The sequence below is a fragment of the Jiangella anatolica genome (assembly GCF_003236295.1).
GTDB classification, from domain to species: Bacteria; Actinomycetota; Actinomycetes; order Jiangellales; family Jiangellaceae; genus Jiangella; species Jiangella anatolica.
In genome coordinates, this window is sequence record NZ_POTW01000053.1 from 18,381 (window position 1) to 31,968 (window position 13,588).

Annotated in this window: 15 protein-coding genes; 12 read left to right on the forward strand and 3 right to left on the reverse strand. The window is 72.1% G+C overall.

Features of this window, described 5'->3' with window-relative positions; genetic code table 11:
* The first annotated feature begins 45 nt into the window (after positions 1–45).
* The 10 genes from C1I92_RS20100 to C1I92_RS20145 all read left to right on the forward strand — a co-directional run bounded on the left by C1I92_RS20100 (position 46) and on the right by C1I92_RS20145 (position 10,770).
* Positions 46–1,047 carry a zinc-dependent alcohol dehydrogenase family protein gene (locus C1I92_RS20100; protein WP_111256431.1) on the forward strand — a complete coding sequence of 334 codons (1,002 nt, stop codon included), beginning with the start codon at positions 46–48 and terminating at the stop codon, positions 1,045–1,047.
* Positions 1,044–2,402, forward strand: a complete 1,359-nt coding sequence (locus C1I92_RS20105; protein WP_111256432.1) for an ABC transporter substrate-binding protein — start codon at positions 1,044–1,046, stop codon at positions 2,400–2,402. Before C1I92_RS20100 ends, C1I92_RS20105 begins: the two co-directional genes overlap by 4 nt.
* Before the next feature lie 101 nt (positions 2,403–2,503).
* The gene (locus C1I92_RS20110) at positions 2,504–3,346 is read left to right on the forward strand and encodes a carbohydrate ABC transporter permease (RefSeq protein ID WP_369124123.1); all 843 of its coding nucleotides are present in this window, start codon (positions 2,504–2,506) and stop codon (positions 3,344–3,346) included.
* Positions 3,343–4,185, forward strand: a complete 843-nt coding sequence (locus tag C1I92_RS20115) for a carbohydrate ABC transporter permease (RefSeq protein ID WP_111256434.1) — start codon at positions 3,343–3,345, stop codon at positions 4,183–4,185. The genes C1I92_RS20110 and C1I92_RS20115 overlap by 4 nt, the downstream gene beginning before the upstream one ends.
* Before the next feature lie 416 nt (positions 4,186–4,601).
* Entirely contained in the window at positions 4,602–5,093 is a 492-nt protein-coding gene (locus C1I92_RS20120; protein WP_111256435.1) for a cysteine dioxygenase, read from the forward strand.
* A complete protein-coding gene (locus C1I92_RS20125) occupies positions 5,090–5,488 on the forward strand; it encodes a rhodanese-like domain-containing protein (RefSeq protein ID WP_111256436.1) in 399 nt (132 codons plus the stop codon). The genes C1I92_RS20120 and C1I92_RS20125 overlap by 4 nt, the downstream gene beginning before the upstream one ends.
* Before the next feature lie 10 nt (positions 5,489–5,498).
* Positions 5,499–6,908 carry an HAD-IG family 5'-nucleotidase gene (locus C1I92_RS20130; RefSeq protein WP_111256437.1) on the forward strand — a complete coding sequence of 470 codons (1,410 nt, stop codon included), beginning with the start codon at positions 5,499–5,501 and terminating at the stop codon, positions 6,906–6,908.
* Positions 6,909–7,556: 648 nt separating this feature from the next.
* Positions 7,557–9,017, forward strand: a complete 1,461-nt coding sequence (locus C1I92_RS20135; protein WP_111256438.1) for a methionine--tRNA ligase — start codon at positions 7,557–7,559, stop codon at positions 9,015–9,017.
* Between the two features lie 36 nt (positions 9,018–9,053).
* The gene (locus C1I92_RS20140; protein ID WP_111256439.1) at positions 9,054–9,281 is read left to right on the forward strand and encodes a cation:proton antiporter regulatory subunit; all 228 of its coding nucleotides are present in this window, start codon (positions 9,054–9,056) and stop codon (positions 9,279–9,281) included.
* A gap of 4 nt (positions 9,282–9,285) precedes the next feature.
* A complete protein-coding gene (locus C1I92_RS20145; RefSeq protein WP_233507119.1) occupies positions 9,286–10,770 on the forward strand; it encodes a cation:proton antiporter domain-containing protein in 1,485 nt (494 codons plus the stop codon).
* Here C1I92_RS20145 and C1I92_RS20150 read toward each other — a convergent pair.
* Positions 10,760–11,284: a GNAT family N-acetyltransferase gene (locus C1I92_RS20150; RefSeq protein ID WP_111256440.1), complete on the reverse strand. Its 525-nt coding sequence runs from the start codon at positions 11,282–11,284 to the stop codon at positions 10,760–10,762. The two genes, C1I92_RS20145 and C1I92_RS20150, sit on opposite strands and share 11 nt — an antisense overlap.
* 10 nt (positions 11,285–11,294) lie before the next feature.
* Positions 11,295–11,939, reverse strand: coding sequence for a LysE family transporter (locus tag C1I92_RS20155; protein ID WP_111256441.1), 645 nt, complete (start codon positions 11,937–11,939; stop codon positions 11,295–11,297).
* 169 nt (positions 11,940–12,108) lie between these two features.
* On the opposite strand from C1I92_RS20155, the gene C1I92_RS20160 reads away from it, so the two are divergent.
* On the forward strand, positions 12,109–12,729 hold the full coding sequence (locus C1I92_RS20160; RefSeq protein ID WP_111256442.1) for a class I SAM-dependent methyltransferase: 621 nt from the start codon (positions 12,109–12,111) through the stop codon (positions 12,727–12,729).
* Positions 12,729–13,283, forward strand: coding sequence for a TrmH family RNA methyltransferase (locus C1I92_RS20165; RefSeq protein ID WP_111256443.1), 555 nt, complete (start codon positions 12,729–12,731; stop codon positions 13,281–13,283). The genes C1I92_RS20160 and C1I92_RS20165 overlap by 1 nt, the downstream gene beginning before the upstream one ends.
* On the opposite strand, the gene C1I92_RS20170 is transcribed toward C1I92_RS20165, so the two are convergent.
* Complete coding sequence (locus C1I92_RS20170) at positions 13,266–13,586, reverse strand: AzlD domain-containing protein (RefSeq protein WP_111256444.1); 321 nt, start codon at positions 13,584–13,586, stop codon at positions 13,266–13,268. The two genes, C1I92_RS20165 and C1I92_RS20170, sit on opposite strands and share 18 nt — an antisense overlap.
* Positions 13,587–13,588: the final 2 nt, after the last annotated feature.

The window sequence follows — 13,588 nt, forward strand, 5'->3', positions numbered from 1 at the left end:
ATTCGCTCATATGAGCACCACAAGGTGTCTCAGCGAGGAGGCTGCATGCGCGCCGTCGTCATCGAGAAGCCGGGCGAGATCTCCGTTCGCGACGTGCCCGATCCGGCCCCCGGACCCGGCGACGTGATCGTCGCGGTCGGTGCCTGCGGGCTGTGCGGCACCGACCTGCACATCGCGGCGGGCGAGTTCCCGCCCAGCCCCTACCCGCTGGTCCCGGGGCACGAGTTCGCCGGCGTCGTCGCCGAGGTCGGTCCCGGCGTGACGACCGGCCTCGCCGTGGGCGACCGGGTCGCCGTCGACCCGTCGCTGTTCTGCGGCCACTGCCGCCAGTGCCGCCGCGGCCGCGGCAACCTGTGCGAGAACTGGGGCGCGATCGGCGACACCGTCGACGGCGCGTTCGCCGAGTACGTCGCGGTGCCGGCGGCCAACTGCTACCGGCTGCCGGACGGGCTGACGTTCGCGCAGGGCGCGCTGATCGAGCCGGTGTCGTGCGCGGTGCACGGGCTGCGCCGGCTCGGCGTCGAGCCCGGCGAGCGGGTGCTCGTGCTCGGCGCCGGGACGATGGGCCTGATCACGACCCAGCTGCTGGCCGCCGCGGGCGCCCGGGTCAGCGTCGTCGACCTGGCGGAGAGGAAGCTGCCGCTGGCGGCGGAGCTCGGCGCCGCCGAGGTCGCGACGTCGGTGCCGGAGCTGCCGACCCAGCGGTTCGACGCCGCCGTCGACGTGACCGGCGCGGTGCCCGCGCTGGAGGCGGCGTTCGGCGCGCTGGACCGCGGTGGCCGGCTGCAGGTGTTCGGCGTCGCGCACGCCGACGCGCGGCTGGCGCTGTCGCCGTTCCGCATCTACAACGACGAGATCACCGTCGTCGGCTCGATGGCGGTGCTGCACAGCTTCGGCGACGCGGTCGGGCTGGTCGCGTCCGGCCAGGTGCGGACGTCGCCGCTGGTCTCGCACACGTCCGGCCTGGACGGGTTCCCGGACGTGCTCGACCTGGTCCGGTCCGGCGCGACGATCAAGGCGCAGGTCACGCCCGGCGGTGCGGCATGAGGCGCCGGAGCATGCGGCTGGCGGCCGTCCTGGGTGCGGCCGCCGCGCTGTCCGCCTGCGCCGGCGCCGGCGCGCTGACCTCCGGTTCGGGCGACGGCACCACGATCGTCGTCGCCGTCGTCTCGAACCCGCAGATGACCGACGCGATCGCGCTGGCCGACGACTTCCGCGCCGCACACCCCGGCGTCGACGTCGACTTCGTGTCGCTGCCGGAGAACGAGTCGCGGGCCAAGATCACCGCGTCGGTGGCCACCGGCGGCGGCGAGTTCGACGTCATCATGGTGAGCAACTACGAGACCGCGATGTGGGCCGAGAACGGCTGGCTGGTCGACCTGCAGCCGTACGCCGACGCGACCGACGACTACGACACAGACGACTTCATCGCGCCGGTCCGCGAGTCGCTGTCCTACCAGGGCGACATGTACTCCGTCCCGTTCTACGGCGAGTCGTCGTTCCTGGTGCACCGGGAGGACCTGTTCGAGGCGGCCGGGCTGACGATGCCGGAGCGGCCGACCTGGCCCGAGGTGCGCGAACTGGCCGCCGCCATCGAGGAGGCCAACCCGGGCATGAACGGCATCTGCCTGCGCGGGCTGGCCGGCTGGGGCGAGAACCTGGCGCCGCTGAACACCGTCATCAACACGTTCGGCGGCCAGTGGTTCGACGAGGACTGGAACGCCCGGCTGGACACCCCCGAGGTCCGCGAGGCGGTCGAGTTCTACGTCGACCTGGTCCGCGAGCACGGCCAGGCCGGCGCCGCGACCAGCGGGTTCGCCGACTGCGCGACGCGCTACGGCCAGGGCCAGGCGGCCATGTGGTACGACGCGACGTCGATGGTCAACGTGGTGGAGAGCCCGGAGGACTCCGTCACCGCCGGCCGCAACGGCTACGCGCCGGCGCCGGTCGTCGAGACCGAGGCCAGTGGCTGGCTGTACACGTGGTCGCTGGGCATCCCGGCCTCGTCGGAGCACCCGGACGAGGCGTGGGACTTCATCGCCTGGATGACCGACAAGGACTATCCGCACCTCGTCGCCGAGGAGCTGGGCTGGGAGCGGGTGCCGCCGGGCAGCCGCACGTCCACCTACGAGATCCCCGAGTACGCCGAGGTCGCGGCCGCGTTCGCCGAGCCGACGCTGTCGTCGATGGAGGTCGCCGACCAGGACCACACGATGACCGCGCCGGTCCCCTACGACGGCATCCAGTTCCTCGCCATCCCCGAGTTCCAGGACCTCGGCACCCGCGTCGGCCAGCAGATCTCCGCCGCCATCGCCGGGCAGATCAGCGTCGACGAGGCCCTTGACCAGGCGCAGCGCTACGCCGAGACCGTCGGCGAGTCATATCAGGAGGAGGGCTCGTGAGCACCGACGTCGCCACCACCGCCGTCCCGCCGCGGCCGGTCAGCCCACCGCCCGCCCCGGCCTTCTCCGCCCGTCGCGAGGGCTGGCGCCGCCGGGCGCCGCTGCTGCCCGCGCTGGTCTTCGCCATCGTCGTGACGCAGATCCCGTTCCTCGTCACGCTCTGGTACTCGCTGAACTCGTGGAACCTGGTCCGGCCCGGCTCGGAGCGGTTCGTCGGGCTGTCCAACTACGCCGACGTCTTCGCCGACCGGGTGTTCCGGCAGGCCGCGCTCAACACGATCGTCATCACCGCCGGCTGTGTGATCGTCGCGATGCTGCTGGGCGTCGGGCTGGCGCTGCTGCTGGACCGCAAGTTCACCGGCCGGTCGGTGGTGCGGACGCTGATCACCACGCCGTTCCTCATCATGCCGGTGGCCGGGGCGCTGGTGTGGAAGACCACGATGCTGGACCCGCTGTTCGGCATCGTGAACTTCGTGCTGTCGCCCTTCGGCGTGGGCGACTACGACTGGACCAGCTCCGCGCCGCTGGTCTCCGTCGTCGCCGCGCTGGTCTGGCAGTGGACGCCGTTCATGACGCTGCTGGTGCTGGCCGGGCTGCAGAGCCAGGGCCGCGACGTGCTGGAGGCCGCGCAGGTGGATGGCGCCGGCCCGGCCCGGACGTTCCGCTCGATCACGCTGCCGCACCTGCGCCGCTACATCGAGCTCGGCGTGCTGCTGGGCGCCATCTACGTGGTCAACACGTTCGACCAGATCTACATCATGACGCAGGGCGGTCCCGGCACCGCCAGCTCGAACCTGCCCTTCTACATCTACCAGCGGGCGTTCCTCGGCTTCGACGTCGGCCAGGCCGCGGCCATGGGCGTGGTCGTCGTCATCGGCACCATCGTCGTCGCGACGCTCGCGCTGCGGCTGCTGTTCCGCTCGTTCGCCCAGGAGGACCGATGACCACCGCCGCCGTCGCCGTCACCGGGCCGCGCCGCCGGTCCGCCGGCCTGCTCACCGCGCTCACCTGGATCATCGGGATCGTCTTCTTCTTCCCGGTGCTCTGGATGGTGATCACCGCGTTCAAGCACGAGGCCGACGCCTACACCGACCCGCCGCGGCTGTTCTTCACCCCGACGCTGGAGCAGTTCCGGGCGCTGTTCGACGCCGGCGCCTGGCCGTACTTCCTCAACTCGCTGTTCGCCACGACGGTGTCGACGCTGCTGGTGCTGCTGCTCGCGGTGCCGGCGGCGTACGCCCTGGCGATCCGGCCGGTGAAGAAGACGCAGGACGTGCTGTTCTTCTTCATCTCGACGAAGATGCTGCCGGTCGTCGCCGTCATCGTGCCGATCTACGTGATCGCCGGGCGGATCGGCGCGCTGGACAACATCTGGACGCTGGTCGTGCTGTACACCGCGATGAACCTGCCGATCGCCGTGTGGATGATGCGCTCGTTCCTGCAGGAGATCCCGGCCGAGGTGCTGGAGGCGGCGGCGATGGACGGCGCGTCGCTGCGGCAGACGCTGCTGCGCGTCATGCTGCCGATGGTCGCGCCCGGGCTGGCGGCGACGGCGCTGATCTGCGTGATCTTCTCCTGGAACGAGTTCTTCTTCTCCGTCAACCTCACCGCGTCGCAGGCCGCGACGGTGCCGCTGTTCCTCGTCGGCTTCATGACCAGCGAAGGGCTCTACTGGGCCCAGCTGGCCGCCGCCGCGACGCTGGCCTCGCTGCCGGTCGTGCTGGCCGGCTGGGTGGCGCAGAAGCAACTCGTCCGCGGCCTGTCCATGGGCGCCATCAAGTAGCGGCTGGCAACGGTGTGCGATCACTGTGGCCCCCACGACAGCAACGCCGCAGCGTTTTCGCAGCGATCCCACACCGCCGATGCCCGCGAAACCGGCGGATACCGAGCGGTGCCGGCCCCGAACCGTCGCCGTGGCGCGCATCCGCCGGTTTCGCGGGCATGACTAGCTCCTTCCCGTGAGCAGAGCCCACACCAGACGAGCCGAAATGATCACGTGAAGTTGGCCTGCTCCCGCTTCCCCAGGCACGCATGCCTCGTGAAGCGAGAGCAGGCCTGCTTAACGTGATCATTTCCGCGCGCGTCCAGCATGTGGACGGTGCTTGATTCCTAGTGACTCACTGGGGATTATCGTCCGCATGCGCTGCTGTTGCTGACCTCCGGCCCCCACCCTCCTTCCGCACGTCCACCGGAGCTCAGATGACCATCGCACCCACCCCCGTCGCGCTGCGCGACCTCGTCGACCTGACCCGCACCGTCGCCGCCGACGTGCGGGCCGGCCACCACTCCGTCCGCTTCGACCCGGACGAGCGCTGGTCGGTGCGGCTGTCCAGCGACCCCTACACCGACGTCTGGCTGATCAGCTGGACGCAGGAGCAGTCCACCGAGCTGCACGACCACGCCGGCTCGCTCGGCGCGCTGACCGTCGTGTCCGGCGCGGTCACCGAGCGGTTCTGGACCCCGGCCGCCGGCGGTCTGCGGGAACGGCGGCTGCGCGGCGGCCGCGGCGTCGGGTTCCCCGTCGGCCACGTCCACGACGTGGTCAACACCGACCCCGAGCCGGCCGTCACCGTGCACGCGTACTCGCCGCCGCTCACCGCGATGGGCTACTACGAGGTCGACGACGCCGGCGCGCTGCGGCGGGTCCGGACGATCCTCACCGACGAGCCCGAGCCGGGGACGGTCCGGTGACGGCGCGGGTCGACTCGCTGCTGGACGCGGCCCGGTCCCGGCTGGTCCGGCTCACGCCCGAGCAGGCCGCGCACGCCGTCACCTACGAGCGGGCGCTGCTGGTCGACACCCGGCCGGCCGCGGACCGGGAGCGCTACGGGACCATCCCCGGCGCGTTGATCGTGGAGCGCAACGTGCTGGAGTGGCGGCTGGACCCGACCAGCCCGCACCGGCTGGAGCAGGCCGACGACCCGCGGCGCACCGTCATCGTGTTCTGCAACGAGGGCTACGCCTCCAGCCTCGCGGCCGCGTCGCTGCGCGAGCTCGGGCTGGTCAACGCGACCGACCTGGCCGGCGGGTTCCACGCCTGGGCGGCGGCCGGGCTTCCCGTCACGGGGACGTCGCCCGGGCTCTAGGCTCGGGTCCATGACGTCTCCGGACCCGCTGGAACGCGGTGTCTACGCCAATCGCACGCTGAACCTGCGCTCGGTGCAGGCGATCGGCTACGACATGGACTACACGCTCATCCACTACCGCACCGAGGCGTGGGAGCGGGCCGCGTTCGAGCACGCCACCCGGGTGCTCGCGGCCGGCGACTACCCCGTCGCCGGCCTGGTGTTCGAGCCGGACCGGTACCTGCAGGGCCTGGTGATCGACCTCGACCTCGGCAACCTCGTCAAGGCGAGCCGGTTCGGCTACGTCATCCAGGCCCAGCACGGCACCCGGCAGCTGTCCTTCGACGAGCTGCGCACCACCTACAACGGCGTCACCGTCGACCTCAACAACCCGCGCTTCCGGTTCATGAACACGCTGTTCACGATCTCGGAGTCGGCGCTCTACGCCCAGTTCGTCGACCGGCTCGACGACGGCACCATCCCCGGCCCGCTCGGCTACGACGAGCTGTACCGGATCGTGTCCGCCGCGCTGGACGAGTCGCACACGACCGGCGCGCTGAAGGCCGAGATCGTCGCCGACCCGGACCGCTTCTGCGACATCGATCCCGACACCGCGCAGACCCTCATGGACCAGCGGCTGGCCGGCAAACGACTGCTGCTGATCACGAACAGCGACTGGTCGTACACGAAGGCGATGATGAGCTACGCGTTCGACCGGCACGTGCCGTCGGGATCGTGGCGCGACCTGTTCGACATCGTCGTCGTGGCGGCCGCCAAGCCGCGGTTCTTCTCCCAGGTCGAGCCCGTGTTCCAGGTCGTCGACGCCGAGCGCGGGCTGCTCAAGCCGCACTGGGGCCCGTTCCGCACCGGCGAGATCTACCACGGCGGCTGCGCCCGCCAGGTCGAGCAGAGCCTCGGCCTCACCGGTGCCGAGATCCTCTACGTCGGCGACCACCTCTTCGGCGACGTGCACGTCACCAAGTCCGCTCTACGCTGGCGGACCGCGCTGATCATGCGCGAGCTGGAGGCCGAGATCGCCGCCGCCCAGGCGTTCGCCTCCGACGAGCGCGAGCTGCGCCGCCTGATGGCGGAGAAGGCGGCCCTGGAGGACCGCCTCGCCCACGCCCGGCTGGCGCTGCTGCGCCCCGGCGACGACGCACCGGCCGAGACCGTCGAGGCGCTACGGGAGGCACTGCGGACCCTGGACGAGCGGATCGTGCCGCTGGCGCGCGCCGCGGCCGAGCTCGGCAGCCCGACCTGGGGCCCGATGATGCGGGCCGGCAACGACAAGAGCCTGTTCGCCCGTCAGGTCGAGAAGTACGCCGACATCTACACCTCGCGCGTGGCCAACCTCGGGCGGCGCACACCGTACGCGTTCCTGCGGGCGGCGCGGACGTCGCTGCCGCACGACCTCATGCCGCGGGAGATCGCGCCGGAATAGGTCCAATCCGGACAACCCGCGGGAGAATTCTGCGCAGAAAAAGACCGTCCGCGCATGCCCCGGGGAATCCCGGAGGCATACGCGGACGGGGGTGGTGGGGAGCCGCCAAGCGCCCACCAGATGGAGAAGGGCTATGCCCCGCGATTCAGCCGAGCAGGCCGGTCACGGTCCCCAGCAGCTGGTTGACCAGCGCGACGATGGTGTCGAGGAGGCCGGAGAGTGCGTCCATGTGCGTGACTCCTTGAGTGAAGAAACCTTCGGGTGGCGAACCGCGGGATCAAGCTTTTCGTCCGGACGACCCCGTGTTCTTGTCTGCGAGTCTAGGCAGCCCAATTGGATTCGCAAGGAGAAACGCAGAAAAACTCTCCGGTGTGTCGGGCATTAAGCATTCTCCACATACTGAATGTCGTTCAAAGACGGACATACCTTCCTTGACATGCACCATCACAGGCCTGTCATGGCTAGTCGCGACGGCCCGCCGCAGCTCAGAGGTACTCTTGGTGGCATGACACAGCGCACTCGAACGATGGCCGGCCCCCACCCGGGGCCCGTCGCCGTGCGCTGACACGACACCACGAAGCCCCTGCTCAGCGGGGGCTTCGGTGTGCGTTGCGGCTCCCCCGCCGGGTGGGACGGAGGGAGCTCACCATGACCATCGGCCGCTATTACGTCACCACCTCGATCCCCTACGTCAACGGCGCGCCGCACCTCGGGCACGCGCTGGAGCTGGTGCAGGCCGACGTGCTGGCCCGGCACCGGCGCCGGCGCGGCCGCCCGGTGCGGTTCCTCACCGGCACCGACGACAACGCGCTGAAGAACGTCACCGCCGCCCGTGCGGCCGGCGTGCCGACCGCGGAGTTCGTCGGCGGCAACGCCGATCGGTTCGCCGCACTGCGCGAGCCGCTCGCGTTGTCGCCCGACGACTTCATCCGAACCGGCGCCGACCCGCGGCACGCCCCGGGCGTGCTCCGGCTCTGGCAGCGCTGCGCCGCCCGCGGCGACCTCCACCGGCGCCGCTACACCGGCCGCTACTGCCCGGGCTGCGAGCAGTTCTACACCGACGCCGAGCTGCCCGGCGGCGTCTGCCCCGAGCACGGCGTCGCCCCCGAGGAGATCAGCGAGGAGAACTGGTTCTTCCGGCTGTCCCGCTACCAGGACCGGCTGCTGCGCGTCCTGGAGTCCGGCGACGTCCGGATCGAGCCGGCCGCCAAACGGGCCGAGGTGCTCGCGTTCGTCCGGGCCGGCCTGCGCGACGTCAGCGTGTCGCGGCCGGCCGAGCGGGCCGCCGGCTGGGGCATCCCGGTCCCCGGCGACCCGTCGCAGGTGATCTACGTGTGGTGGGAGGCGCTGGCCAACTACGTGACGGCGCTCGGCGACGGCGACGACTTCCGCGACTGGTGGGCCGGGTCGGCCGACCGGGTGCACGTCATCGGCAAGGGCATCGTCCGGTTCCACGCCGTCCACTGGCTGGCCCAGTTGCTCTCCGCCGGGCTGCCGCTGCCGACGACGATCCTGGTGCACGACTACCTCACCGCGGACGGCGCCAAGCTGGCGAAGAGCACCGGCGGCGGCGCCGACCCGGCCGAGCTGGCGCGCCGGTACGGCGCCGACGCACTGCGCTGGTGGCTGCTGCGTGAGGTGCCGCGCACCGGCGACACCGACTTCACCGAGGACCGGCTGGTCGCCCGGCACGACCGGGAGCTGGCCAACGGGCTGGGCAACCTGGTGCAGCGCACGCTCACGCTGGTCCACCGGCGGGCCGACGGCGTCGTCGGCCCGCCGCCCGCCGGCACCGAGCTGGCGGCCGCCGTCGAGGCCCTGCCCGCCGCCGTCGACCGGGCGGTGGACGGGTACGACCTGCGCGCAGCGACCGGCGCGCTGCTCGCCGTCACGGACCTCGCGAACCGGACGATCGAGGCGGAGCGGCCGTGGGAGCGCCGGCCCGGCGCGGACGCCGTGCTGCCCGGGCTCGTGCACGCGTGCCGGGTCGTCGCCGCCGAGCTGGAGCCGTTCCTGCCCGGCGGCGCCGCCCGGCTGCGGGCCCAGCTCTCTGAGGGCGAACGGGTCGGGGACCCCGAGCCTTCGTTCCGACGGCTGGCCCGAGCCTAAACTCAGTCACGGTTCGCCGGCGAGAAGGGACACATCATGGGCCAGGGCGTGCACATGCAGGAACTGCCGGGCATCGGCAAGCGGTACGACATCGACCTCGGCAGCCCGACGCAGCGGATCTCGGTCGTGGTGCGGCAGGGCCACATCCGTGACCTCTACGTCTTCACCAGCAAGGGGGACGAGCCGACGGCCGTGCTGGAGCTGACGAGTGAGCAGGCGCTGAAGCTGGGCGCCGTGCTGACCGGCACGTTCTTCGAGGGCTAGGGCGGTGCACGCCGACCTCATCGGGCTGGGCGGCATCGTCCTGCTCGCCGGGCTGCTGGCCCGGCTCGGACGCCGGTACGGGTTCCCGACGGTGCCCTGCTACATGCTGGTGGGGATCCTGCTCGGCCCCGGCACCCCCGGCCCGGTGCTGATCGAGCACCCGGAGGACATCGCGATCCTCGCGTCCCTCGGGCTGGTGCTGCTGCTGTTCCACCTGGGCGTGGAGTTCCCGGCCGAGCAGGTGCTGGGCAGCGGGAAGCGGCTGTTCATCGCGGCCGGCGTCTACATCGGGCTGAACGTCAGCGCCGGCCTGGCGCTGGGCTTCGCGCTGGGCTGGGGGACGTCCGAGGCGCTGGTGATCGCCGGCGCGCTGGGCATCTCGTCGTCGGCGATCGCGACGAAGCTGCTGATCGAGCTGCGCCGGCTGACCAACGCCGAGACGCCGATCATCCTCGGCATCATCGTCATCGAGGACATGTTCCTCGCCTTCTACCTGGCGCTGCTGTCGCCGGTGCTGAACGACTCCGGCTCGACCGCGGACTTCGTCGTCGACCTGCTGGTCAGCTTCGGCTTCCTGGTGCTGCTGTTCGCGCTGGCCAGGTGGGGCGCGCGGGCCATCTCGATGGTCCTGAACAGCCGCGAGGACGAGCTGCTGGCGATCCTCATGGTCGGGCTGGTGGTGTTGGTCGCCGGCATCGCGCTGGAGGTGGGCGTCTCCGAGGCCATCGGCGCGCTGATGATCGGCCTCGTGGTGTCGCGGACGTCGCTGAAGGAACGGGTCGAGCAGCTGGTGCTGCCGCTGCGCGACGTGTTCGCGGCGATCTTCTTCGTGTCGTTCGGGCTGACGATCGACGTCGGCGACCTGGGCGGGGTGGCGCTGCCGGTCGCCATCGCCGTCTGCGTCACGCTGCTCACGAACATGACGGCGGGCATCGTCACGGCCCGGCTGTTCGGGTTCAACCAGCGCGCCGCCACGAACATCGGGCTGACGGTGCTCGGCCGCGGCGAGTTCTCGCTGATCCTGGCCACGCTGGCGATCACCGCCGGCCTGGACGACCGCATCGGCCCGTTCGTCGCGCTGTACGTGCTGGTGCTGGCGATCGCCGCGCCGTTGCTGGCGTCGCAGTCGCGCCACTTCGCGCGGTTCGTGCCCGACCGGCTGCTGCGCTCGCGCTGGCGCTACGTCCAGTCCGAGACCATGAGCACGTCCTGCATGCACCAGGACCAGATGGAGATCACCGAGACCGACATCGACGTCTGCCAGCAGTGCGTCGCCGACGGCGGCACCTGGGTGCAGCTGCGGCTGTGCATGAAGTGCGGGCTGGTGGCCTGCTGCGACGATTCCCCCGCGCGGCACGCGCGGGCGCACTACGAGGACGAGCATCACCCCGTCATCCAGTCGCTGCAGCCCGGCGCGGACTGGCAGTACTGCTACGTCGACGAGATCCTGGTGCGCGAGCCGCTGGGCCGGTCGCGCACTACGTCGTGACGTAGATCCACTCCAGGCCGTCGAAGCCGAGCCCGTCGAGGTGCTCGGCCCTGATCAGCCCGGCCCGGACGGCGACCCGCTGCGAGGCGTGGTTGTCCGGCCGGATCCGGGCGACCACCTTCACCCCGGGCAGGTGCTTCGCGGCCCAGCCGACGGCGGCCCGGGCGGCCTCGGCGGCCAGCCCGCGCCCCCACCACGCCGGGTCGAAGCCGTAGAACAGGTTCGTCACCTGGTCGTCGTGGAACCACATGTACTTGAGCCCGCAGAACCCGACCGGCCGGTCGGACTCGTGCCGCAGCACCGCCCAGTAGCCGAACCCCTCGGTCCGCCAGTGCTCGTTCCAGCTGCGGAACAGGCTCTCCGCGCCCTCGCGGTGCCGCAGCAGGTTCGACGGGTTGTGCTCGCTGGCCCGCGGGTCGCGGTAGATGTCGAAGATCACGTCGACGTCGCCGGGGCACGGCCGCCGCAGTCGCAGCCGGTCCGTCACGAGCGTCGTCTCGCCGCCGTCCGTCACCGCCGTGAGGTTACCCGCCGCTCGTGACGAGCATGCGAACGGCCAGCACCACGATCACCGCGCTGGACACGAACGCCGTCGCCAGCCGGCCGCGCGGGCCGGTCACGAACCGCCCGAGCAGCGCTCCCCCGCCGGCCAGCAGCAACTGCCAGCTGGCCGAGGCGGCGAACGCGGCGGCGACGAACACGACGCCCTCCAGGCCGGCGGCCAGCTGGGCGCCGCTGCCGATGACCAGCGCGGCGAAGTAGACGACGGTCATCGGGTTGATCGCGGTGATGCCGGCGAACGTGACGAACGCCCGCGCCGGCGTGACCCGATCCGCGCGGCCGTCGTCCGGGTCGTCGGCGCCGCTCGTGCCGGCGCGGTGCCGGCGGATCGCGGCGACCGCCCCGATCACGGCCATCGTCAGCAGCACCACGGCCGACGCCCAGCGCAGCGGGACGGCGTACGGCTCGATCGCGCCGGCCAGCGCGGCCCCGCCGAGCACGGCGGCGATCGCGTAGCCACCGTCGACGGCGGCGATGCCGAGCGCGGCGCCCGCGCCCACGGACAGCGACGTGCGCGCCGTCAGGGCCACCAGGTAGGCGCCCACCGCGCCGACCGGGATCGCGATGCCGTAGCCGGCGAGCAACCCCGCGACGATCGCCGCGGTCATGGCGCGAGGACGAGCGGCCTCCGGCCCCGGCGCGGCCGCTGCTGCTTCGTCACCACGGGCCGGGTGACGAGGGACAGCGAGCGGGCACCGGGAGTCGAGGTCATGCGGGGATGATGGCAAACGACGACCGGGGACTCAACGGGGTTTCCGGTGACCTACCCTGTGAGCCATGCCCGAACCGCCCGAGCACTACTACGCGAGCACGCCCGGCGTGGCCAGCTCGAGGCGGACCATCGAGGTCGAGCTGCCGGACCTGCGGCTGGAGCTGGTGACCGACACCGGGGTGTTCTCACACCGCCAGCTCGACCCGGGCACCCGGGTGCTGCTGGAGCAGGCGCCGCCGCCACCGGTCCGCGGCGACCTGCTCGACCTCGGCTGCGGCTACGGTCCGATCGCGCTGGCGCTGTCGCAGCGGATGAAGCGGCGCCGGGTCTGGGCGGTCGACGTCAACGAGCGGGCGCTGGAGCTGGTGCGCGAGAACGCCGCCGCGGCCGGGCTGGGCGGCGTGCGCGCGGCGCTGCCCGACGACGTCCCCGATGACGTGCGGTTCGCGGCCGTCTACTCCAACCCGCCGATCCGCGTCGGCAAGGCGGCCCTGCATGAGCTGCTGCTGCACTGGCTCGCGCGGCTGCTGCCCGACGGCGCCGCGTACCTGGTCGTGCAGCGTCACCTGGGCGCGGACTCGCTGGCCACGTGGCTGAACGAGGCGGGCCACCCGACCCGGCGTCTGGCCTCGCGGATCGGCTACCGGGTGCTCGAGGTCCGGCCGGCAGAATCGGAGCGGCGGTAGTGCGACAGCTCGGCGGAACGGAACTGAAGCGACTGCACCGGTCGTGGCGGCGGAAGGACTCCTTCCGGCTCGCGCTGCTGCTGGAGGACGTGCAGTCGCCGTTCAACGTGGGGTCGATCATGCGGACGGCGGCCGCGCTCAGCGTCAGCGAGCTGTTCGTCTCCGGGCGCACGGCCGCGCCCGGCTCGCCGAAGGCGCAGAAGACGGCGCTGGGCACCGGCCGCTACCTCACCTGGAGCACGCACGAGGACGTCGCGACGGCGGTCCGCGCCGCCCGCGCCGACGGCTACCACGTCGTCGGGCTGGAGCTGGCCGACGAGGCCGAGCCGCTGGCCGCGATGGACCTGCGCCGCGACGTCTGCCTGCTGATCGGCAACGAGGACCGCGGGCTGTCGGCCAGCGCGCTGGGCCTGTGCGACGCGGTGGGCTACGTGCCGCAGACCGGCCGGGTCGGCTCGCTCAACGTCGCCGTCGCCACCGGCGTGGCCTGCTACGAGGTGCGCCGGCAGGCCTGGGCCGACGCGCCCGCCGTCGACTCAGGGGACGCCGAGTAGCCGCAGCACCGCCGCCGTGCCCGCGGCGGCCAGCACCACGACGACGAACGGGGCCCGCCGCCAGGCCAGCACCGCGCCGACAGCGACACCGGCCGGCCGCGCGACGCTGTCGAACTCGCCGCCGTCCAGCAGCGTCGTCGTCGCGACCAGCGCGGCCAGCAGCACGACCGTCGCCACGCCGAGCAGCCACTCCGCCCGGGGCGGCAGCGTCATCCGGTCGCGCAGCGCCGGGCCGGCGTAGCGGAACGCGAACGTGCCCGCCCCCAGCACGAGCACGGCCAGGACCAGCGCGGGCGTCGACATCG

Bases quoted from the DNA above. Each gene is read 5' to 3' on its own strand.
- C1I92_RS20100 (WP_111256431.1), top strand. From the start codon at position 46: ATGCGCGCCGTCGTCATCGAGAAGCCGGGCGAGATCTCCGTTCGCGAC.
- C1I92_RS20105 (WP_111256432.1), top strand. From the start codon at position 1,044: ATGAGGCGCCGGAGCATGCGGCTGGCGGCCGTCCTGGGTGCGGCCGCC.
- C1I92_RS20115 (WP_111256434.1), top strand. From the start codon at position 3,343: ATGACCACCGCCGCCGTCGCCGTCACCGGGCCGCGCCGCCGGTCCGCC.
- C1I92_RS20120 (WP_111256435.1), top strand. From the start codon at position 4,602: ATGACCATCGCACCCACCCCCGTCGCGCTGCGCGACCTCGTCGACCTG.
- C1I92_RS20130 (WP_111256437.1), top strand. From the start codon at position 5,499: ATGACGTCTCCGGACCCGCTGGAACGCGGTGTCTACGCCAATCGCACG.
- C1I92_RS20135 (WP_111256438.1), top strand. From the start codon at position 7,557: ATGACCATCGGCCGCTATTACGTCACCACCTCGATCCCCTACGTCAAC.
- C1I92_RS20140 (WP_111256439.1), top strand. From the start codon at position 9,054: ATGGGCCAGGGCGTGCACATGCAGGAACTGCCGGGCATCGGCAAGCGG.
- C1I92_RS20155 (WP_111256441.1), bottom strand. From the start codon at position 11,939: ATGACCGCGGCGATCGTCGCGGGGTTGCTCGCCGGCTACGGCATCGCG.
- C1I92_RS20160 (WP_111256442.1), top strand. From the start codon at position 12,109: ATGCCCGAACCGCCCGAGCACTACTACGCGAGCACGCCCGGCGTGGCC.
- C1I92_RS20170 (WP_111256444.1), bottom strand. From the start codon at position 13,586: ATGTCGACGCCCGCGCTGGTCCTGGCCGTGCTCGTGCTGGGGGCGGGC.